The organism is Streptomyces sp. CG4 (assembly GCF_041080655.1).
GTDB lineage: Bacteria > Actinomycetota > Actinomycetes > Streptomycetales > Streptomycetaceae > Streptomyces.
This window is the reverse complement of the sequence record NZ_CP163525.1, coordinates 7014466-7036026: the sequence shown is the minus strand read 5'-3', so window position 1 is coordinate 7036026 and position 21561 is coordinate 7014466. Positions and strand designations below refer to the sequence as shown.

Annotated in this window: 19 protein-coding genes; 6 read left to right on the top strand and 13 right to left on the bottom strand. The window is 70.5% G+C overall.

Features of this window, described 5'->3' with window-relative positions; genetic code table 11:
* The first annotated feature begins 89 nt into the window (after nt 1-89).
* The 4 genes from AB5L52_RS32120 to AB5L52_RS32105 all read left to right on the top strand — a co-directional run bounded on the left by AB5L52_RS32120 (nt 90) and on the right by AB5L52_RS32105 (nt 4837).
* The gene (locus AB5L52_RS32120) at nt 90-1415 is read left to right on the top strand and encodes a DUF2252 domain-containing protein (protein WP_369367361.1); all 1326 of its coding nucleotides are present in this window, start codon (nt 90-92) and stop codon (nt 1413-1415) included.
* Nucleotides 1416-1483: 68 nt separating this feature from the next.
* The gene (locus tag AB5L52_RS32115; protein WP_369367360.1) at nt 1484-2170 is read left to right on the top strand and encodes a hypothetical protein; all 687 of its coding nucleotides are present in this window, start codon (nt 1484-1486) and stop codon (nt 2168-2170) included.
* Between the two features lie 80 nt (nt 2171-2250).
* Complete coding sequence (locus tag AB5L52_RS32110; protein ID WP_351017957.1) at nt 2251-3072, top strand: thioredoxin domain-containing protein; 822 nt, start codon at nt 2251-2253, stop codon at nt 3070-3072.
* Nucleotides 3073-3166: 94 nt separating this feature from the next.
* A complete protein-coding gene (locus tag AB5L52_RS32105; RefSeq protein WP_369367359.1) occupies nt 3167-4837 on the top strand; it encodes an alkaline phosphatase in 1671 nt (556 codons plus the stop codon).
* A 9-nt stretch (nt 4838-4846) separates the two neighbouring features.
* Here the strand turns inward: AB5L52_RS32105 and AB5L52_RS32100 are convergent, their stop codons facing one another.
* The gene (locus AB5L52_RS32100; RefSeq protein ID WP_351567833.1) at nt 4847-5425 is read right to left on the bottom strand and encodes a dienelactone hydrolase family protein; all 579 of its coding nucleotides are present in this window, start codon (nt 5423-5425) and stop codon (nt 4847-4849) included.
* A 104-nt stretch (nt 5426-5529) separates the two neighbouring features.
* On the opposite strand from AB5L52_RS32100, the gene AB5L52_RS32095 reads away from it, so the two are divergent.
* Nucleotides 5530-6654, top strand: coding sequence for a mechanosensitive ion channel family protein (locus tag AB5L52_RS32095; RefSeq protein ID WP_369367358.1), 1125 nt, complete (start codon nt 5530-5532; stop codon nt 6652-6654).
* Here AB5L52_RS32095 and AB5L52_RS32090 read toward each other — a convergent pair.
* The 6 genes from AB5L52_RS32090 to AB5L52_RS32065 all read right to left on the bottom strand — a co-directional run bounded on the left by AB5L52_RS32090 (nt 6626) and on the right by AB5L52_RS32065 (nt 12453).
* Nucleotides 6626-7366 (bottom strand): SDR family oxidoreductase, encoded by a 741-nt coding sequence (locus AB5L52_RS32090; protein ID WP_351017969.1) that lies wholly within the window; start codon nt 7364-7366, stop codon nt 6626-6628. The genes AB5L52_RS32095 and AB5L52_RS32090 overlap by 29 nt on opposite strands.
* Nucleotides 7367-7495: 129 nt before the next feature.
* Nucleotides 7496-9082: a Na+/H+ antiporter gene (locus AB5L52_RS32085; RefSeq protein WP_351017972.1), complete on the bottom strand. Its 1587-nt coding sequence runs from the start codon at nt 9080-9082 to the stop codon at nt 7496-7498.
* Nucleotides 9083-9193: 111 nt separating this feature from the next.
* The gene (locus tag AB5L52_RS32080; protein ID WP_351017975.1) at nt 9194-9661 is read right to left on the bottom strand and encodes a GNAT family N-acetyltransferase; all 468 of its coding nucleotides are present in this window, start codon (nt 9659-9661) and stop codon (nt 9194-9196) included.
* A complete protein-coding gene (locus tag AB5L52_RS32075) occupies nt 9658-10602 on the bottom strand; it encodes an RluA family pseudouridine synthase (RefSeq protein WP_351017978.1) in 945 nt (314 codons plus the stop codon). The genes AB5L52_RS32080 and AB5L52_RS32075 overlap by 4 nt, the downstream gene beginning before the upstream one ends.
* A 73-nt stretch (nt 10603-10675) precedes the next feature.
* Nucleotides 10676-11248 carry a signal peptidase II gene (gene lspA, locus AB5L52_RS32070; RefSeq protein ID WP_369367357.1) on the bottom strand — a complete coding sequence of 191 codons (573 nt, stop codon included), beginning with the start codon at nt 11246-11248 and terminating at the stop codon, nt 10676-10678.
* Nucleotides 11249-11307: 59 nt separating this feature from the next.
* Nucleotides 11308-12453: a TraR/DksA family transcriptional regulator gene (locus tag AB5L52_RS32065; protein WP_369367356.1), complete on the bottom strand. Its 1146-nt coding sequence runs from the start codon at nt 12451-12453 to the stop codon at nt 11308-11310.
* Between the two features lie 603 nt (nt 12454-13056).
* Between AB5L52_RS32065 and ileS the strand changes: the two genes are divergently transcribed.
* On the top strand, nt 13057-16200 hold the full coding sequence (gene ileS / locus AB5L52_RS32060) for an isoleucine--tRNA ligase (protein ID WP_369367355.1): 3144 nt from the start codon (nt 13057-13059) through the stop codon (nt 16198-16200).
* A gap of 164 nt (nt 16201-16364) precedes the next feature.
* Here ileS and AB5L52_RS32055 read toward each other — a convergent pair whose 3' ends face one another.
* From AB5L52_RS32055 to ftsZ, 6 genes are all read right to left on the bottom strand, one after another.
* Entirely contained in the window at nt 16365-17510 is a 1146-nt protein-coding gene (locus AB5L52_RS32055; protein ID WP_351567813.1) for a DivIVA domain-containing protein, read from the bottom strand.
* A gap of 52 nt (nt 17511-17562) precedes the next feature.
* Nucleotides 17563-17853, bottom strand: a complete 291-nt coding sequence (locus tag AB5L52_RS32050) for a YggT family protein (protein ID WP_351017992.1) — start codon at nt 17851-17853, stop codon at nt 17563-17565.
* Nucleotides 17854-17913: 60 nt separating this feature from the next.
* The gene (locus tag AB5L52_RS32045) at nt 17914-18555 is read right to left on the bottom strand and encodes a cell division protein SepF (protein ID WP_066992671.1); all 642 of its coding nucleotides are present in this window, start codon (nt 18553-18555) and stop codon (nt 17914-17916) included.
* Nucleotides 18556-18683: 128 nt separating this feature from the next.
* Nucleotides 18684-19403 carry a YggS family pyridoxal phosphate-dependent enzyme gene (locus AB5L52_RS32040; protein WP_369367354.1) on the bottom strand — a complete coding sequence of 240 codons (720 nt, stop codon included), beginning with the start codon at nt 19401-19403 and terminating at the stop codon, nt 18684-18686.
* A 6-nt stretch (nt 19404-19409) separates the two neighbouring features.
* The gene (gene pgeF, locus AB5L52_RS32035) at nt 19410-20138 is read right to left on the bottom strand and encodes a peptidoglycan editing factor PgeF (RefSeq protein WP_369367353.1); all 729 of its coding nucleotides are present in this window, start codon (nt 20136-20138) and stop codon (nt 19410-19412) included.
* Nucleotides 20135-21343 (bottom strand): cell division protein FtsZ, encoded by a 1209-nt coding sequence (ftsZ, locus tag AB5L52_RS32030; RefSeq protein WP_351018002.1) that lies wholly within the window; start codon nt 21341-21343, stop codon nt 20135-20137. Before ftsZ ends, pgeF begins: the two co-directional genes overlap by 4 nt.
* Nucleotides 21344-21561: the final 218 nt, after the last annotated feature.

Genomic DNA, 21561 nt, shown 5'->3' with positions numbered 1-21561 from the left:
TGCGGGAACCGGGCACTCCCGCGTGGCGTCGCCCGTTGGGTACGGCAGAGACGCTGTCGTACAGGCAATGCACCAGGAGGCACCCCGCGATGTCGGTCCCCCAGCTCAGTGGCGAGCAGCGCGGCGAGGAGATCCTCGCCGTCTTCGACACCGCCTTCGGCCGGCTCCTGGCCGCCGACCCGGCCGCGTTCCGCGTGAAGTTCCGGAAGATGGCGGCCTCGGCCTTCGCGTTCTACCGGGGCACGGCGTGCCTCTTCTACCACGACCTCGACGCCGAGAAGCGCGGTGGTCCATTTCTGGACGACCGCACCTCGCGCGTCTGGATCCACGGCGATCTGCACGCGGAGAACTTCGGCACGTACATGGACTCCAACGGCCGCCTGGTCTTCAACGTCAACGACTTCGACGAGGCCTACGTCGGCCCGTTCACCTGGGACCTGAAGCGCTTCTCGGCGTCGATCGCGCTCATCGGGTACGCGAAGGCGCTCAGCGACGAGCAGATCACCGAGCTGGTGACGATCTACGCGGCCGCCTACCGCGAGCGCATCCACGCCCTGGCCACGGGCGCGAAGAGCGACGAGGTGCCGCCCTTCACCCTGGACACCGCCGAGGGCCCGCTGCTGGGCGCCCTGCGGGCCGCCCGTTCGCTGACCCGCTTCGAGCTGCTGGAGTCGATGACCGGGATCCGCGACTTCGAGCGCCGCTTCGCGCCGGGCGGCGGCTCCATCGAGCTGGACGCGGCCACCCGCTACAAGGTCCTCGCGGCCTTCGACGGCTATCTGGAGACGCTCCCGGACTCCTCCCTGGCCCGCCCGGACTCCTACCGGGTGAAGGACGTCGTCGGCCGCCGGGGCATCGGCATAGGGTCCGCGGGCCTGCCGTCGTACAACATCCTGCTGGAGGGCCACAGCGACGCCCTGGAGAACGACGTCGTGATCTACATCAAGCAGGCCCAGACCCCGGCCGTCTCCCGGCACATCACGGATCCGGCCATCGCCGGCTACTTCCAGCACGAGGGTCACCGCACGGTGATCTCCCAGCGCGCCCTGCAGGCGCACGCCGACCCGTGGCTGGGCTGGACCGAGCTGGACGGCGCGGGCCAGCTGGTGGCCGAGGTCTCGCCGTACGCCGTCGACCTGGACTGGAGCGACATCGACGACCCGGAGGAGATCGCGCAGGTCGTCGCCGACCTGGGCCGGGCCACGGCGTCGATGCACTCGGCGGCGGACGACACCTCCGGCGAGTCCCTGGTGCCGTTCTCCACCGAGCGGGCGATCGACGCGGCGCTCGCGGCCGACGAGGAGGGCTTCGCGCCCCTGCTGGTGGACTTCGCGCACAGCTACGGCGCACGCGCGCGTGCCGACCACCAGATCTTCGTCGACCTGTTCCGCAACGGCCGGATTCCGGGGCTGTGACCTTCGCGCACTCACAGGCATCCTTTAGGGGTCTCTTAACCGCCCACGTGTCAGACTGTTCTTTCGCTATGGACATATCCGGGACCCAGCTCAGAGCCGTGCGCGCGGCGCTGTTCACGGCTGTCGTCGTGACGCTCAGCACCGCGTCGCACGTGCTGCTGTCCCGGGCCCCGCTGCCGGCGGCGACGGTGCTGGCGGTCTGCGCCGGCGTGTTCGTCACCGCGTATGCGCTGGCGGGCCGCGAGCGCGGCTTCGGCCGGATCGCGGCCCTGCTGGTCCCGCTGGAACTGGCCGCCGACACGGTGTTCACCACCGGCCAGCACGCCTGCTACGGCCGGGCCGGCGGCCCGGTCGCCGGCCCCCTGCACGTGTTCGGCTTCAACGTGCTGTGCGAGGGCGGCCCCGTCGGCACCCCGCTGGCTCAGATGACCGGCCAGGGCCGACCCGAGGCGCTGCTCGCACACGCCAGTCCGGCGGCCGCCTGGCTGCTGCTCGCCGCACACGTCGGCGTGGGCCTGCTCGCCGCCGCCTGGCTGCGCCGGGGCGAGCGGGCGCTGATGCAGCTGCTGCGCGCGGTCGCCGCCTCCACTTTCCGGCCGCTGCTGCTCGCGGTGGCCGCGGTCGCCATCCGGCTGACCCCGGTCCACCGGCTGCCCCGCCCGGCTCCGCGCCGGGCCGCCGGCCGCGACCTGCTTTTCGTGCACTCCCTGGGACGACGTGGACCGCCGTGCCGGCCCGCCTTCGCCGCCGCCTGAGCGGCGAGGTCTGAGCACACCCAGTCCCCCACACGTATTCCGCGTACGGCATGTGCGCGTCCCACACGGAGATCACCAGTATGAGCAAGCGGAACAGCCAGTCGGCGAAGACGGCGGCCCGGGAGCGGCTACGCCAGGAGCGCGAGCGGCAGGCCAAGCGTGACAAGGCCAGGCGGCAGATCATCGTGGCCGCCTCCGTCGTGGCCGTGCTGGCCGCGGCCGGCGGCATCGGCTACGCCCTCGTCCAGGCGAACAAGCCCAACGGATGGGAAGCGGTGAAGGACCAGAAGCTGGTCAAGCCCGCCAACACCACCGGGACGGATGGCACGACCGTCGTCATCGGCAAGAGCACCGCCAAGAAGACCCTCTCGATGTACGAGGACCCGCGCTGCCCGGTCTGCTCCATGTTCGAGCAGAACGTGGGCGAGACGGTGCGCAAGGGCATCGAGGACGGCAAGTTCAAGTTCCAGTTCGTCGGCGCCACGTTCATCGACAACAACATCCCGGGCACGGGGTCGAAGAACGCGCTGAGCGCGCTGGGCGCCGCGCTGAACGTCAGCCCCGAGGCGTTCCTCGAGTACAAGTCGGCGCTGTACTCGGCGAAGTACCACCCCGGCGAGCAGGACGACAAGTTCAAGGACGACTCGTACCTGATCCAGGTGGCCGACACCGTCAGCGCCCTCAAGGGCAACACGAAGTTCCAGAACGACGTCAAGAACGGCACGTTCGACAAGTGGGCGCTCGTGATGAACGACAAGTTCGACAAGGACGGCCAGAAGTACAAGTTCTCGGGCACGCCCACGTTGATGATGGACGGCAAGGTACTCACCACGGACGGGAAGAACCCGCCGATGTCCGCGGCCGACTTCAACCGTGTGGTGGACGCCGAGCTCAAGGGCTGACGCCCCGGCGAAATCCGACCTTCACGTGAAGAGCGGGCGAACATTGAGCGTTCGCCCGCTCTTCTGTTCGTACCGGTCAGTAACCTGATGGGTCGTGACCAGTCGAAAAAGATCACTTTCAGCCACTGAAGGCCTCAACTCCGTCTCACCCCGCCGCCGTACGGTCGTCAAGGCCGCGGCGGCGACCGCTGTGCTGGCCGCTCCGCTCGCCGCCGCCCTTCCGGCGCGCGCCGCCGGCCAGGCCCCCGCCTTTCTGCACGGTGTCGCCTCCGGTGACCCGCTGCCCGACGGCATCCTGCTGTGGACCCGGGTGACACCGGCCCCGGAGGCCGTACCCGGCTCCGGGCTCGGCCCGGACACCGAGGTGAGCTGGGTCGTCGCCAAGGACAAGGCGTTCACCAGGATCGTCGCCAAGGGGACCGTGAAGGCGACCGCCGCCGCCGACCACACCGTGAAGGCCGACGTCCGCGGCCTGCAGCCGGCGACCGACTACTGGTTCCGGTTCTCGGCCGGCGGCACCGACTCCCCGGTGGCGCGCACCCGTACCGCCCCGGCGGCCGACGCGGCCGTCGCCGGCCTGCGCTTCGGCGTCGTCACCTGCGCCAACTGGGAGGCCGGCTACTTCGCCGCCTACCGGCACCTCGCGACCCGTAACGACCTGGACGCGTGGCTGCACCTCGGCGACTACATCTACGAGTACAAGTCCGGCGAGTACGCGGCGCGTGGCACGGTCGTCCGCCCGCACGCGCCGGCGGGCGAGATCATCACGCTCGCCGACTACCGGACCCGGCACGGCAAGTACAAGACCGACCCCGACCTGCAGGCCCTGCACCTGAAGGCGCCGGTCATAGCTATCTGGGACGACCACGAGTTCGCCGACAACGCCTGGTCGGGCGGCGCGGTCAACCACACCGAGGGCGCCGAGGGCACCTGGACCGCCCGCAAGGCGGCCGCCAAGCAGGCCTACTTCGAGTGGATGCCGGTCCGCCCCGCCATCGAGGGCACCACCTACCGGCGGCTGCGCTTCGGCAAGCTCGCCGATCTGTCCCTGCTGGACCTGCGCTCCTTCCGCTCCCAGCAGGCATCGGCCGGCAACGGCTCGGTGGACGACCCGAACCGGACGATGACCGGCCGCGCCCAGCTCGACTGGCTGAAGGCGGGCCTGAAGGCCTCCGACACCACATGGCGACTGGTCGGCAACTCGGTGATGATCGCGCCGTTCGTCATCGGCTCCCTCACCGCCGACCTGCTCAAGCCGCTCGCCAAGCTGCTCGACCTGCCGCAGGACGGCATCGGCGTCAACACCGACCAGTGGGACGGCTACACCCACGACCGGCGTGAACTCCTCGACCACCTGCGCGCGAACGCCATCGGCAACACCGTCTTCCTGACCGGTGACATCCACATGTCCTGGGCCAACGACGTGCCGGTGGACGCGGGCACCTACCCGCTGTCGCCGTCGGCGGCCACCGAGTTCGTGATCACCTCGGTGACCTCCGACAACCTCGACGACATCGTCAAGGTCCCCGAGGGCACGGTCTCCGTCGTCGCCGCGCCGCTCATCGAGGCCGCCAACCGCCACGTCCACTGGGTGGACACCGACCGGCACGGCTACGGCGTGCTGGACATCACCGCCGACCGCACACAGATGGACTACTACGTCCTGTCCGACCGCACCGACGCGAACGCCACCGCCAGGTGGGAGCGTTCGTACCGCACCCGCAGCGGCACGCAGAAGGTCGAGCGGACCTACGACCCGGTGTAGCGCCTACGCCTACGCGTTCTCCAGGCCGTCCAGGAAGCCGAGCGCCACCCGCCAGGTGGCCTCGGCGGCCTCGGCGTCGTAGTCCGGCAGCCCGGGGTCGGTGTACAGGTGCCCGGCGCCGGCGTACCGGTAGACCTCCACATCGGCGCCCGCCCGGCCCATCTGCAGATACCAGGCGGTCAGCCAGTCGTCCGTCTCGAACGGGTCCGGCTCGGCCACATGCAGTTGCACCGGCAGCTCCTCCACGCGCGTGTTGGGCGCGATGTCCGACGTGCCGTGCAGAAGCAGCAGCCCGCGCGCCTTGTCGTCGCCGAGGGCGAGGGTCTGGGCGATGGAGGCGCCGAGCGAGAACCCGGCGTACACCAGCCCGCGCTCGGAGTACGGAGCCACCGCCAGCACGGCCCGCTTCAGCAGTTCCTCCTTGCCGATCCGGTCCTTGAACTCCATGCCCTCCTCGACGGTGTCGAACGTGCGCCCCTCGAAGAGGTCCGGCGTCCACACCTCGTGGCCGGCCGCGCGCAGCCGGTCCGCGGCCTCGCGCACCGCGGGCCGCAGGCCGTAGGTCGAGTGAAAAAGCATGATGTTCATGAGGCCATGGTGCCAGCCGCTGCGGCGCCGCCCGAGCCGCCGTACCCGGGAACACGTCGAACTCACATGTTCATCCCCGCCGAGCGCCGGTTAGAAGCGGAGGCATGGAGAACGTACTCCGCCCTGTGCTCGTGATCGGCGGCTCGGTACTGCTCACCCTGGCCATCGGCTGGGTCACCGACCGGCTGCTGTGCAAGGCCGACGAACGCCACCGCGACACACCGCTGTGGGGGCTGCTGCGCCGCGGCCGCGTCCCCTATCAGCTCGTGCTGTGCGCCGCCCTGCTGCGCGGGTCCTACGACCGGGCCAGGCTGCTGGAGCGGCACCAGGCCGGCGTCGGGCGGATGCTGACGCTGGTGCTGATCGGCTCCACCGCCTGGCTGGTGATCCGGATGGCCGGGGCGGCCCTCGAGACCACCTACAGCCGCTACGCCCGGGCCCACCGGGACGCGGCCCGGGTGCGCCGGGTGCGCACCCAGGTCGAGCTGATCATGCGGGTCGTGTCCGCGATCGTCATCGTCGTGGCGATCGCGGCCATGCTGCTGACCTTCCCGGCGATGCGCACCGCCGGCGCCTCGCTGCTGGCCTCGGCGGGCATCCTCGGCATCGTGGCCGGTGTGGCCGCCCAGTCGACCCTGTCCAATCTGTTCGCCGGGCTGCAGATCGCCTTCGGTGACATGGTGCGCATCGGCGACACGGTCGTCGTGGGCGGCGAGTGGGGCATGGTCGAGGAGATCACCCTGACCTTTCTGACGGTGCGGACCTGGGACGAGCGCCGGATCACCATGCCGGTGTCGTACTTCACCTCCAAACCCTTCGAGAACTGGTCGCGGGGCAGCCCGCAGATGACCGGCACCGTCCACTGGCACCTGGATCACAGCGCGCCCGTCGGGGCCATGCGCGAGAGGCTGCGTGACATCCTGCGCGGGCTCCCGGCCTGGGACGGCCGCGCCCACGGTCTGGTGGTGACGGACAGCACGCCGAACACCATCCAGGTGCGGGCCCTGATGACCGCGAAGGACGCCGACGACATCTGGACGGTACGGGTCGCGGTCCGCGAGCAGATGCTCACCTGGCTGGTGGCGGAGCACCCCTCTGCGCTCCCCCGCGTCAACACCGCCGAGGCGGTGCTCCCGCCGCAGCACCTCCCCTCCCCCGACGGCGCCCGCCATGACGCCGACGACGAGTTCCCGGAGTCGGTCACCTTCCGCGCTCCGCGCCGCCGTTGACCTGGATCACCTGCGAGGTGACATGCCCGGCGCCGGGCGAGGCCAGCCAGTGCAGGGTCGCGGCCACGTCGCCCGGTGTGCCGGCGCGGCCGGTCACCGTGTCGGCGATGAGCCGCGCCCGCCGGGCCTCGTCCATGGTCTCACCGAAGAACTCGGTGTCCTCGATGTACCCCGGCGCGACCACGTTCACGGTGATGCCGCGCGGGCCCAACTCCCGGGCCAGGTCGTGCGCGTAGGGATGCAGCCCGGCCTTGGCCGCCGCGTAGGCGCCGGTGCCCGAGCCCCGGTAGGCGGCGATGGAGCTGACGAAGAGCACCCGGCCTCCGGGCTCGGCGAGCCTGTCCTTGAGGGCCTCGGTGAGGAGCGCGGCGGTCAGGACGTTCTGCCGGAAGTTGCGGGTCCAGTCGTGGGCGACCCGGTCCAGCGGGTCTTCGCTCTCGGACGCGGGCTCCAGATACCCGGCGCCGCCGGCACTGTGCACAAGGACGTCGACGGTGCCCAGCTCCGCGGCGACGAACCGGGCCACCCCGCGCACCTGCGCGGGCTCGGACAGGTCCGCCGCGTGGACCAGCGCCCCCGGCACCCCGGCCTTCTCCAGCACCTCCGCTCGCCGCCCGAGCAACAGCACCCGGTCCCCGTCCGCCGCGAACGCCCGTGCCGTCACCAGCCCGATTCCCGTACCGCCACCACTGATCACGATGTTGCGAGTCATGATCCGAGCGTAGGAGCGAGCCGCGAATGATGCCGGGATTCATCCACAGGTCGGGCAATTTGTATGACTATTCACCCGTGGGGGTGTGGCGGCGGCGGTGGCTGTCCACAGGGGCGTCATCCACCGGCGTCACCGCAGACTGCGCACGTCGAGATGCCGGAGCACCCGGTCCACGATCTCCGGATCCGCCCCCGGCTCGCTCCGCGCCGCCAGCACCTCGTGCCGTGCCGCGCTCAGCATCTCGTTCTGGATGTTCCGGATCCGCTTCAACCGCCTGATCCGCTGATGCTGCGCCTCCCGCCGCTCCGCCTCGCCCATGTCGGGACTGATCCGGATCCCGATGTCGAAGGCGCGCCGCAGCATCTGCTCGGACAGCTCCTCGGGCAGGTCCTCCACCTGCTCGATCTCCCGCAGCCTGCGCTTGGCGGCCTTCGCGGCCCGCACCGCCAGCTCCTTCTCGAACTCCTTCTCCCGCTCGGAGTCGGCCCGCACCCCGAGCCGCTTCACCAGCCACGGCAGCGTGAGCCCCTGCAGGACCAGCGTGACGACGATGACCCCGAAGGCGATGAAGACGATCTCGTCCCGATCGGGGAACGGTGCACCGCCCTCGATCTTCAGCGGGATGGCCAGCGCGAGCGCCACCGAGGCCACGCCGCGCATCCCGGACCACCACATCACGACGGTTTCCCGCCGGCTGACCGGGATCTCCTCGTCGTAGTCCCGACGCGCGTGCAGCCGCTTGGTCAGCCAGGTCGCGGGCAGCAGCCACACCAGCCGTACGACGATCACCACGCCCGCGACGGCGGCGGCCCAGCCGAGCAGCTCGCCCCAGCGCCCCTCGGCCGTGTGGATGGCGTTGTGCAGCTCCAGACCGATGAGCCCGAAGGCGACGCCCGTGACGAGGGTGTCGATGATGTCCCAGAAGGTGTGCCCGGCCAGCCGGGTCATCACGTCGTCGGCGTCGGTGGCGTACTCGGCGAGGAAGAGCGCCGTGGTGAGCACCGCGAGCACCCCGGAGCCGTGCAGCTTCTCCGCGAGGACGTAGGAGGCGTACGGCACCAGCAGGGTCATGCCGATCTGCAGCGTCGGATCGCCCAGCAGATCCATCAGTCCGTTCGCACCCCAGCCGAGCACGAGGCCGACGGCCACCGCGACGACGGCGGACAGCACGAGGTCCAGGCCGGCCCGCCACGGCGAGAACGAACCGCTCACGGCCGCGGCGATCGCCACGTGGTAGAGCACGATGGCCGTGACGTCGTTGAAGAGTCCCTCGCCCTCCAGGATCGACACCAGTCGGCGCGGCAGCCCGAGCTGCCCGGCGACACTGGTCGCGGCGACCGGGTCGGGCGGGGCGATCAGCGCGCCGAGCGCGACGGCGGCGGCGATCGGCAGCCCCGGCACGATCGCGCCTGCGACGAACGCCACGCACACCGTCGTCACGAACACCAGGGCGACGGCCAGCAGGAGGATCGGGCGGAGGTTGGCCGTGAACTGCCGCCAGGAGGTGCGTCGTACGGCGGCGTAGAGCAGCGGCGGAAGCAGCCCGGGCAGGATCAGGTCCGGCGGGATGTCGACGTTGGGGACGAAGTCGGCCACCGCGAGGATGCCGCCGAACACCGTCATCAGCACCGGCGCCGGCACCCCGAAGCGGTCGCCCACCGGGACGCTCACCAGGGCGCCGAGCAGCAGGACGAAGAGCAGAGCCAACTGATCCACGGACGGCGCTCCGGGGGTCGACGATCACACGGCAGGCCTCAAGCCTGCCACCCGACCGGCGGGAACGCCTGCCGCCGCCGGCCCGGGGCACGGCCTGGCCCGGGGCACCGCCTACAGGACGCGGCGCATCGCGCGGTGCGGGATGCCGGCGTCCGGGAACTCCGGGCCGTACGGCGCGTAGCCGAGGCGTTCGTAGAAGCCCAGGGCGTGGGTCTGGGCGTGCAGGTCCACCGCGGTGAGACCACGCGTGCGTGCCGCGTCCTCGATGGCTCGGACCAGGGCCATGCCGACGCCGAGGCCGCGGGCCGCGCGGGAGACGGCGAGCCGGCCCAGGGAGCCCACCGCGGCGTCCCCGCCGGTCTTCGCCGCCGCGGCCGCGCCGTACAGCAGCCGTCCGGTGCCGAGCGGCACGCCGTCCTCCCGGACTGCCAGAACGTGCACGGCGACCGCGTCGTAGGCGTCGTACTCGATGTCCTCGTCTACGCCCTGCTCCTGGACGAAGACCTCCTTGCGGACCGCGAAGCAGGCCTCGCGGTCGGCGGGGTCCTCGGCGATCCGGACGGTGTACGCCGCGCTCACCCGTACGTCTCCTCGCGGACCTGGTCGAGGGCCTTCTGCAGGTCCTCGGGGTACTCGCTCTCGAACTCCGCCCACTGGCCGTCCCCCGGGTGCTCGAAGCCGAGGCGCACCGCGTGCAGCCACTGGCGGGTCAGGCCCAGCCGCTTGGCGAGGGTGGGGTCGGCGCCGTAGGTGAGGTCGCCGACGCAAGGGTGGCGGTGGGCGGACATGTGGACGCGGATCTGGTGGGTGCGGCCGGTCTCCAGCTTCACGTCCAGCAGGGAGGCGGCGCGGAACGCCTCGATGAGGTCGTAGTGCGTCACCGAGGGCTTGCCCTCGGCCGTGACCGCCCACTTGTAGTCGTGCTGCGGGTGGCGGCCGATCGGGGCGTCGATCGTGCCGCTCGTCGGGTCCGGGTGGCCCTGGACCAGGGTGTGGTAGCGCTTGTCGACCGTGCGCTCCTTGAACTGGCGCTTGAGCGAGGTGTACGCCCGCTCCGACTTGGCGACCACCATCAGGCCCGAGGTGCCGACGTCCAGGCGGTGCACGATGCCCTGGCGCTCGGCGGCGCCGGAGGTGGAGATCCGGTACCCGGCGGCGGCGAGGCCGCCGATGACGGTGGGGCCGCTCCAGCCCGGCGACGGGTGCGCGGCCACGCCGACCGGCTTGACGATCACGACCACGTCATCGTCGTCGTGCACGATCTCCATGCCCTCGACCGGCTCGGCGACCACCTGCACCGGCGCGGGCGCCTGCGGCATCTCGACCTCGAGCCAGGCGCCGCCGCTCACCCGCTCGGACTTGCCGACCACCGTGCCGTCGACCTGCACCTTGCCGGCCGCGGCCAGCTCGGCCGCCTTCGTGCGGGAGAAGCCGAACATGCGGGAGATGGCGGCGTCGACGCGCTCGCCCTCCAGGCCGTCGGGCACGGGCAGGGTACGGATCTCGGGAAGCGTGCTCACCCGTCGAGTATGCCGGACGGGCGGAACCGGCCCGAACGAGCCTGTGGAAAACCGGCTGTCGAGAGCTCCGGCGTCAGTCCTTGTGGACCGTGCCGTCCGGGTCCAGCCCCCGGAAGGACAGCAGCACGATCAGGATGCCGCCGCACACGATCGACGAGTCCGCGAGGTTGAACACCGCGAAGCCCTTGGGCGCGATGAAGTCCACCACCTTGCCCTCGAAGACGCCCGGCGACCGGAAGATCCGGTCGGTGAGGTTGCCGAGGGCGCCGCCGAGCAGCAGGCCGAGCGCGATGGCCCACGGATAGCTGTAGAGCTTGCGGGCCAGGCGGATGATGACCACGATCACGGCCGCGGCGATCAGGGTGAAGATGATCGTGAAGGCCGCGCCGAAGCCGAAGGCCGCGCCCGGGTTGCGGATGGCGTTCAGCTCCAGCCAGTCCCCGATGACCTTGATCGGCGCGCGGCCCTCCAGCTTGGCGACGACGAGTGTCTTGCTGATCAGGTCGAGGGCGTACGCGAACGCGGCCACCGCGAACAGCAGGGCGATCCGGCGTCCGCGGGGGCCCCGCGCGTCCGCCGGCGCCGGCTGCTCGCCGCTGTCGTCCGGGGTGTCCGGCGTACCGATGATGCGCTCCGCCTCTGCCACGTGAGTCCCTCAACCTAGGTGCCTGACTGAGGACGAGACTACGGCACGGCCCGGCACGCTCAGGAGCGGCGTTCCTGCTTCTGCTTGCACTCGACGCACAGCGTGGCCCTGGGGAAGGCCAGCATCCGGGCCTTGCCGATGGGGTTGCCGCAGTTCTCGCACAGGCCGTAGGTACCGGCGTCCAGTCGCTCCAGGGCGTGCTCGTTCTGGACGAGCATCTCGCGCGCGTTGGCGGCCAGCGCCAGCTCGTGCTCGCGCGTGATGTTCTTGGTGCCGGTGTCGGCCTGGTCGTCTCCCGCGCCGTCCCCGGAGTCCCGCATCAGGCCCACGAGCGAGGCTTCGGAGGAGCTGATCTCGGCGCGCAGCCGCTCCACCTCGGACAGCAGTTCGGCACGGGCCTCGGCGACCTCTTCCGAGGTCCAGGGGTCCTCGCCGGGGCGCACCGCCAGCTCGCCCGGTTCCGCCGCGGCGACCCGCGCCTTGGGAACGGCGCTCTCCGCCGTGGCCGTGCCAGGAGTCTTCTTCGCAACCACTGTCGTGGCTCCCGTCTGCTTCGCGGCCCGCGCCGCGCCCGCTTTCTTGGCCGTGCTCGTGTCGGCCGTCTCCGTGGAGACGCCCTCGGCGGCCGCCTTCCTGCCGCCGGCCTTCTTCGCCGCCGGCTTCCTGACGGCCGTCTCCTCCGCCTCCGCCACCCCCTTCGCCTTCACAGCCGCCTTCTTCCCGACGGCCTTCTTGCCAACGGTTTCCTTGCCGACGGCCTTCTTGGCCGGTGCCTTCTTGGCAGCCGCCTTCTTACCGGCCGTCTTCCCTCCGGCCGCCTCTCCTCCGGCCGCCTTCTCGGCCGCCGTCTCCTTCGCCTCGGACTTCGTGGCGGTGGTCTTCTTGCCGGCCTTGGTGGCCGCCCTCTCGGCTGCGGGCTTCTTGGCCGCGGCCTTCTCGGCGGCTGTTTCCTTCGCCGCGGTCTTCCCTGCGGCCGCCTTCGCGGTCGTCTTCGCCGTCGTCTTCGCGGCGGCGGGCTCCTTCACGGCCGCTTCTCGCATCGCAGGCTTCTTCGTGGCCGGCTCCGCGTCCCTCCCCCCGGCCGCCGTCTTCTTGCCGGCCACTCCCTTGGCCTCGCCATCAGGGGCAGCCGCGGCACCGGAGGCGGCCGCGCCCCTGCGCCGGCCGGTCGCCGGCTGCTCTACGGCGGTCCTTTTCGCCACCATGGCCGCGGCCCCTTCACATATTGTGTTCTTGTTCGCGAATCGTGCTGGGACGATAAATCGACTTGAGTCCCGCGGCAACGGGGCACACCGCCCGATTCGCCCGCCCGCACCCCCACGCAGCGAGCCTGCATCCGTTGTGCCCAGCTCCCCGGCGGGTAATCCGACCGGCTCAGCCTCCCCGGACCCGGGCCCCGCCCACGCGCCATTCGGGTCATCCGGGCCGGTCGCGGCGGCCGCGGCCGTACCGCGCGGAAAACCGGTCAGCCGCTGTCCGTGGGGCGCCGTACACTGGGCGGAGCGAGAAGCGTGGATGGGGACGAGTAGCGGCGTACGCAGCCCAGAGCGACCCGGGGACGGTGTGAGCCCGGGGGCGAGCGCGACGTGAAGATCACCCCGGAGCCGCCGGAAGAAAGCCGCAGCCTGAGCGCTGGGGCCGGTAGAACCGGCTTCGCGACCCCAATGAGGGGGCTCACCGGCGTGTACGGCGCGGCGGAGGGCCAAGGAGGGTGGTACCGCGGGAGCGCGCCGCACACGGCGTAGACAGGATCGAAGGCTCTCGTCCCTCCGACGGAAGGCAGCAAGTCCGTTGGAGGATGCTCGCAGATGACAGCGCCGACGTACCGCCAGGTGCCCGCACAGGTCGACCTGCCCGCTCTTGAGCACGCCGTGCTCGACTTCTGGCGCGAGCAGAAGATCTTCGCCAAGAGCCTGGAGCAGTCCGAGGGCCGCCCGGAATGGGTGTTCTACGAGGGCCCGCCCACCGCGAACGGCATGCCCGGCGCCCACCACATCGAGGCGCGCGTCTTCAAGGACGTCTTCCCCCGCTTCCGCACGATGCGCGGCTACCACGTGGCCCGCAAGGCCGGCTGGGACTGCCACGGCCTGCCGGTGGAGCTGGCGGTCGAGAAGGAGCTGGGCTTCTCCGGCAAGCAGGACATCGAGGCGTACGGCATCGCCGAGTTCAACGCCAAGTGCCGTGAGTCGGTGACCCGGCACACCGACGCCTTCGCCGAGCTGACGACCCGCATGGGCTACTGGGTCGACCTGGACGACGCCTACCGCACCATGGACCCCGAGTACGTGGAGTCCGTGTGGTGGTCGCTGAAGGAGATCTTCGGCAAGGGCCTGCTGGTCCAGGACCACCGCGTCGCCCCCTGGTGCCCGCGCTGCGGCACCGGCCTGTCCGACCACGAGCTGGCGCAGGGCTACGAGACGGTCGTCGACCCGTCCGTGTACGTCCGTTTCCCGCTCACCTCCGGCCCCCTCGCGGGCGAGGCCGCGCTCCTGGTGTGGACGACGACCCCCTGGACCCTCGTGTCCAACACGGCGGTCGCCACGCACCCGGAGGTCACCTACGTCGTCGCGACCGACGGCACCGAGAAGCTCGTCGTCGCCGAGCAGCTCGTCGCCAAGGCGCTCGGCGAGGGCTGGGAGACCACGGGCCAGACCTTCACCGGCGCCGAGATGGAGCGCTGGACGTATCAACGTCCGTTCGAGCTGGTGGAGTTCCCGGAGCCGGCGCACTACGTGGTGAACGCCGACTACGTCACCACCGAGGACGGCACGGGTCTGGTCCACCAGTCCCCCGCCTTCGGCGAGGACGACCTCAAGGTCTGCCGCTCCTACGGCCTGCCGGTCGTGAACCCGGTCCGCCCGGACGGCACCTTCGAGGAGGGCGTCCCGCTGGTCGGCGGCGTCTTCTTCAAGAAGGCGGACGAACAGCTCACCGAGGACCTGCTGCAGCGCGGCCTCCTCTTCAAGCACCTGCCGTACGAGCACAGCTACCCGCACTGCTGGCGCTGCCACACCGCGCTGCTCTACTACGCGCAGCCGTCCTGGTACATCCGCACGACGGCGATCAAGGACCGCCTCGTCCAGGAGAACGAGCAGACCAACTGGTTCCCCGAGACGGTCAAGCACGGCCGGTACGGCGACTGGCTGAACAACAACATCGACTGGGCGCTGTCCCGCAATCGCTACTGGGGCACCCCGCTGCCGATCTGGCGCTGCGAGGACGACCACCTCACCTGCGTCGGCTCCCGCGCGGAGCTGACCGAGCTGTCCGGCACCGACCAGTCGAACCTCGACCCGCACCGCCCGTACATCGACGAGGTCACCTTCGCCTGCACCCACGAGGGCTGCGGAAAGACGGCCACGCGCGTGCCGGAGGTCATCGACGCCTGGTACGACTCGGGCTCGATGCCGTTCGCGCAGTGGGGCTACCCGTACAAGAACAAGGAACTGTTCGAGAGCCGGTACCCGGCGCAGTTCATCTCCGAGGCGATCGACCAGACCCGCGGCTGGTTCTACACGCTGATGGCCGTCGGCACGCTGGTCTTCGACAAGTCGTCGTACGAGAACGTGGTCTGCCTGGGCCACATCCTCGCCGAGGACGGTCGCAAGATGTCCAAGCACCTGGGCAACATCCTGCAGCCGATCCCGCTCATGGACGCCAACGGCGCGGACGCGGTGCGCTGGTTCATGGCGGCCGGCGGCTCCCCGTGGGCGGCCCGCCGGGTCGGACACGGCACCATCCAGGAGGTCGTCCGCAAGACCCTGCTGACGTACTGGAACACGGTCGCCTTCCAGGCGCTGTACGCCCGTACGTCCGCGTGGGCACCCAGCGCTGCGGACCCGGCCCCGGCCGAGCGCCCGCTGATCGACCGCTGGCTGCTGTCCGAACTGCACGCCCTCACCGACCAGGTGACCCAGGCGCTGGAGGCGTACGACACCCAGCGCGCCGGCAAGCTGCTGTCCGCGTTCGTCGACGACCTGTCCAACTGGTACGTCCGCCGCTCGCGCCGCCGCTTCTGGCAGGGCGAGAAGGCCGCACTGCGCACGCTGCACGAGGTGCTGGAGACGGTCACGAAGCTGCTGGCGCCGATCGTCCCGTTCATCACCGAGCGGGTCTGGCAGGACCTGGTCGTGCCGGTGACCCCGGGCGCGCCGGAGTCCGTGCATCTGGCCGCGTGGCCGGAGGCGGACCTGGCGGCGATCGACCCGGAGCTGTCGAAGCAGATGGTTCTGGTCCGCCGGCTGGTGGAGCTGGGCCGTGCCACGCGCGCGGAGTCCGGCGTCAAGACGCGCCAGCCGCTGTCCCGCGCGCTGATCGCCGCGACCGGCTTCGAGGCGCTGGACCCGGAGCTGCACAGCCAGATCACCGAGGAGCTGAACGTCTCCTCGCTGGCGTCGCTGTCCGAGGTGGGCGGCTCGCTGGTGGACACCACCGCCAAGGCCAACTTCCGCGCGCTGGGCAAGCGGTTCGGCAAGCGGGTGCAGGACGTGGCGAAGGCGGTCGCGAACGCGGATGCGGCCGCGCTGTCGCTGGCCCTGCGCGAGGGTACGGCGTCGGTGGAGGTCGACGGTGAGACCGTCACCCTCGCCCCGGACGAGGTGATCATCACCGAGACCCCGCGCGAGGGCTGGTCGGTGGCCTCCGACTCCGGTGCCACGGTGGCCCTGGACCTGGAGATCACCGAGGAGCTGCGGCAGGCGGGTTTGGCCCGTGACGCGATCCGGCTGATCCAGGAGGCCCGTAAGAACAGCGGGCTGGATGTGGCCGACCGGATCACTCTGCGGTGGGTGTCGACCGACCCCGCGGTGGTCGCTGCGCTGAGCGAACACAGCCGGCTGATCGCGGACGAGGTTCTGGCGACCGACTTCGCCCAGGGTGAGGCCGACGACAGCTACGGCGAGCCGTTCACCGACGAGGGGCTGTCGCTCACGTTCCGGCTGCGGAAGGCGTAAGCGCCGAGCGGTCCGAGAAGGGCCCGGTCTCCGGTTCGGAGGCCGGGCCCTTCTCCATGGGTCCGCAACGCGCGTAAAAAGGGCGGGACCCCGGATCGGGTGATCCGGGGTCCCGCCCTGAACGCTGCCGACGCCTAAGGCGTACTACTCACCGTGCCCGGTGCTCAGTTGTCGTCCTCGTCGATCAGGAACCCGCGCATCGGCGAGGGTGCCTGGCCCATCGGGGACGGGCCCTGCGGGCGGACCGGGGCCATGGGCTGCGTCATGGCCGGGGTCATCTGCTGCTGACCGCCGTAGGACGGGGCGGACGGAGCGGGGTTGCCGCCCATCGTCTGGTTACCGCCGTAGGACGGGGCGCTCGCGCCGGCCGGGGCCATGGAAGGCGCCGGGGACGGCGGCAGGGACGCGGTGGCCGGGGTGCGCGGCGGAGCGAGCGAGTCGTCGGCCTGGGTCTCCAGCTGGCGCAGCTGGGACTCGAGGTACGACTTCAGCCGCGTGCGGTACTCGCGTTCGAAGCCGCGCAGGTCCTCGACCTTGCGCTCCAGCGTGGCGCGGGCGGACTCCAGGGAGCCCATCGCGACGCGGTGCTTCTCCTGCGCGTCCCGCTCCAGGGCGTCGGCCTTGGCACGGGCGTCACGCTCCAGACCCTCGGCGCGGCTGCGGGCCTCGCCGACGATCTTGTTGGCCTCGGAGCGGGCCTCGGCGATCGCCTGGTCGGCGGTCTGCTGGGCCAGCGAGAGGACTCGGGCGGCGCTGTCGCCACCAGGGCCCTGACCGGGCATGCCGGGTCCACCCATGGGACCGCCCATGCCCATCTGCTGCTGCATGGGCGGCTGTCCGCCCATCGGGCCCTGACCCATCGAGCCCTGACCCATCGGGCCCTGACCCATCGGACCCTGGCCCATCGGACCGGGACCCTGCGGGCCGCCCTGACCGCCGGGACCGGCGGGCAGCTGCGGGGCGCCGCTCGGCAGCTGGGGCGGGCCACCCATGGGGCCACCCATCTGCTGCTGCGGCGGGCCCGATATTCCGGCGGGCACCGGCGCGCCGGGACCTCGCATGCCCTGCTGCTGCGGATGCTGCTGCTGGTCCTGCTCCGGCGGGCCCTTGCGCATGTTCTGCTGGTTCTGCGCGGCCGCACGGGTCGCCGCGGCCAGCTTGGCGCGCAGGTCCTCGTTCTCGCGAAGCAGACGGGTCAGTTCGGCTTCGACCTCGTCGAGGAAGGCATCGACCTCGTCCTCGTCATAGCCTTCTCGGAGGCGGACGGTCGTGAACTGCTTGTTCCGCACGTCCTCGGGGGTCAACGGCATCTCTTCACCTCAACGTAGTCATCGGCAGTCGGCAAGACCGTATCGTCCACCCTCATGACGCAAAGCTCCCCGTGATGGAAAGGAGGATGTAAACGATGATCATCAGTACGAAGAAGGACAGGTCGAGCGCCACGCCCCCGAGACGCAGCGGCGGGATGAACCGCCGCAGAAGCTTCAGCGGTGGATCGGTGACAGTGTAGGTGGCCTCCAGTACGACCACCATCGCCTTGCCGGGTTGCCACGAGCGGGCGAACTGGAACACATAATCCATGACCAGCCGGAAAATGAGCACGGCGAGGAACACCAGTAGCGCGGTGTGGACCACCGTGACGAACACGCTCATGGCCTGCGCTTCCCTCTCCCCTGTTCCGTGCTCTTCCGAACTTCGATCCGGTTGTGCGTCTCAGCTCTGGTTGAAGAACCCGCCCTCTGCGATGCGGGCCTTGTCCTCCGCCGTGACATCGACGTTAGCAGGAGACAACAGGAACACCTTCTGCGTCACCCGCTCGATGCTGCCGTGAAGACCAAACACCAAACCGGCCGCAAAGTCGACAAGTCGCTTCGCGTCTGTGTCATCCATCTCAGTCAGATTCATGATCACCGGGGTGCCCTCACGGAAGTGTTCCCCGATGGTACGGGCCTCGTTGTAGGTCCGGGGGTGAAGTGTGGTGATCCGGTACGGCTCTCGTTCCGACACGACCTTGGGCATGATCACCGGTGCGTTCTTCTCCAGGGACTGACGTTCTTGTGTGATGGATGCCACGGGCGCGATGCGCGCCGGACGTCCGGATTCCGCGGCGAGCGAAGTCGAACGAGCCACCGGCTCACGCGGTGCGGGCGGTTGCACGATGCGCACCTCTTCGTCCCTTTGGGACTGATGTGCACCGTGCGATTGGTGTGAAGATTCGTGCCGTCGATGATCTCGTTCTGGCTCCGGGTCCAGCTCGGGCTCGAAGTCGTCGTCAGGGTCGAATCCGCGGCCGTCGTACCCATCGTCCTCCACGAGGCCGAGGTAGACCGCCATCTTGCGCATCGCGCCGGCCATGCTCTGAGTCCTCCGCTCTGTGGTGGATCGGCTGACGACTGCCAAGTGCCCGCGATCCACGGGGTCGTTGCGCCCGCATTCACGGGCATTGACCATATTTTCTGCTGTGGTCCGACTTCTTGGCGACGTTACCCGAGCTTGGGGCGGACTCCGAGTACCGCAGTGCCGACGCGCACATGTGTCGCTCCGGCGGCCACGGCCTGCTCGAGGTCCGCACTCATCCCTGCCGACACCATGGTTGCAGTCGGATGAGCCCGGCGCAGGTCAGTCGACAAATCCATGAGCCGCCCGAACGCCGCCTGTTCGCGTCCCGCGTACTCCCCGGCCAGCGGAGCGACGGTCATCAGTCCGTCGAGCCGCAGCCCCGGAGCCCGGGTCACGAGGTCGGCCAACTCTTCGATTCCGCCGGGCGCGACGCCACCGCGCTCGCCCCGCTCGCTCTCGCCCGCGTCCAGCGCCACCTGGAGCAGGCAGCCGACCTCGCGCCCCGCCCGCACCGCCTCTTGGGACAGCGCGGTGACGAGCCGGGCACGGTCGACGGACTGCACCACATCGGCATAACCGACCACAGAACGGACCTTATTGGTCTGCAACTGACCCACGAAGTGCCATGTCAGTGGCAGATCAGCGCACGCGGCGGCCTTCGGCGCCGCGTCCTGGTCGCGGTTCTCGGCGACATGACGCACACCGAGTTCCGACAGGATCCGCACATCGCTCGCCGGGTAGGTCTTGGTGACCACGATCAGGGTCACCTCCTCCCGCTTGCGCCCCGCCGCCACACACGCGGCAGTGATGCGCTGCTCCACATTCGCCAGATTTCCGGCGAGTTCGGTCTTACGGTCCGTCATGCCCCATCAGTCCAGCCAGACATAGCCCGCGAGCCGCCCGGTGGAGCGGTCGCGGCGGTACGAGAAGTGGTCGCCCGACTCCAGCGTGCACACCGGCGACTGCGCCCGGTCGCACACCCCGAGCCGTTCGAGCTGCGCGTGCACCCCGGCGCTCACATCGACCGCCGGCGTACCCCAGCTCGTTTCAGCGTGCGCCGCCGGCTCGACGGCCGCGACTTCGTCGCGCATCCGCTCCGGCACCTCGTAGCACTGTCCGCACACGGCCGGGCCGGTGCGGGCGACGATCCGGTCCGGCTCGGCGCCGAGTTCGACCATGGCCCGTACGGCGGCGGGGACGACCCCCTTGACCATGCCGGGCCGGCCCGCGTGGGCCGCCGCGGCGACCCCGGCGACGGGATCGGCCAGCAGCACCGGCACACAGTCGGCGGTGAGGACGGCGAGGGCGAGTCCGCGGCGGACGGTGACGACGGCGTCGGTCTCCGGCACCGGCTGCTCGCCCCAGGGCTCGTCCACGACGGTCACATCGGCGCCGTGCACCTGGTTCATCCAGACGACCCGGCCCGGGTCGAGACCGAGCGTTTTGGCGGCGATGTCCCGGTTGGCCCGTACGGCCTCGGGGGCGTCGCCGACCGCGCCGCCGAGGTTGAGCTCCTCATACGGAGCGGCGCTCACCCCGCCCCACCGGTCGGTGAAGGCGAAGTGCGCGCCGCTCACGCTCTCGCGCTGTCTTATCACTTGAGGAAGTCCGGCACGTCCAGCTCCTCGGCCGCGCTGTCCGAGTAGGTCCGCGGCGCCGGCGTCACCGGCGGGGCGACCGGGATGTCCGCCACCGGCTCGGGCGCCTGCTCCGGCTCCTCCTTCGGCTTGACGCTGCCGAGCGAGCCGAAGGACGGGCGGCTGGGCTCGCTCGGCCGGGCCGGAGCGGGCTCCTCGCGCCGGGCGGAGGCCGAAGTCGAGGCCGAGCCGAGGACGTTGTCCCGGCGGGCGGGCGGCTGGCCGCCGTCGAAGCCGGCCGCGATCACGGTGACCCGGACCTCGTCGCCGAGGGCGTCGTCGATGACCGCGCCGAAGATGATGTTGGCCTCGGGGTGGGCGGCCTCGCTGACCAGCTGGGCGGCCTCGTTGATCTCGAACAGACCGAGGTCGGAGCCGCCGGAGATGGACAGCAGCACGCCTCGGGCGCCGTCGATGGACGCCTCGAGGAGTGGCGAGGAGATCGCCATCTCGGCCGCGGCCACCGCGCGGTCGTCGCCGCGGGCCGAGCCGATGCCCATGAGGGCCGAACCGGCCTCGGACATGACCGACTTCACGTCGGCGAAGTCGAGGTTGATGAGGCCCGGGGTGGTGATGAGGTCGGTGATGCCCTGGACACCGGAGAGCAGGACCTGGTCGGCGGACTTGAAGGCGTCCAGGACCGAGACCTGGCGGTCCGAGATGGACAGCAGCCGGTCGTTCGGGATGACGATGAGGGTGTCGACCTCTTCGCGCAGCTCGGCGATGCCGTCCTCGGCCTGGTTCGCCCGGCGCCGTCCCTCGAAGGTGAACGGGCGCGTGACCACGCCGATGGTGAGGGCGCCGAGCGAGCGCGCGATGTTGGCCACCACGGGCGCGCCGCCGGTGCCGGTGCCGCCGCCCTCACCGGCCGTCACGAAGACCATGTCGGCCCCCTTGAGGACCTCCTCGATCTCCTCGCGGTGGTCCTCGGCGGCCTTGCGGCCGACGGCCGGGTTGGCCCCGGCGCCGAGTCCGCGGGTGAGTTCACGACCGACGTCGAGCTTGACGTCGGCGTCGCTCATCAACAGCGCCTGTGCGTCGGTGTTGATGGCGATGAACTCGACACCCTTGAGACCGACCTCGATCATCCGGTTGATGGCATTGACACCACCGCCGCCGACACCGATGACCTTGATGACTGCGAGGTAGTTCTGCGGTGCTGCCACGTCGAAGGCCTCTCGCCTCGAATTACGTTGTCGCCGCGGTGCGGTGCCCCGCGCCGGGACGACAGATGCCGAATGGGACGGTCCGTAGTGCCGACCCGAACCCTAACCCTGAAGTTTAGGGTTACCAGTGTGTGTGTTTCCTGAAGTCTTCTGAACAGGACACTAAGTCGACAAGTGGCGCACGTTCAACGAACACGCCGAACCTCCCGTTTTTCTTT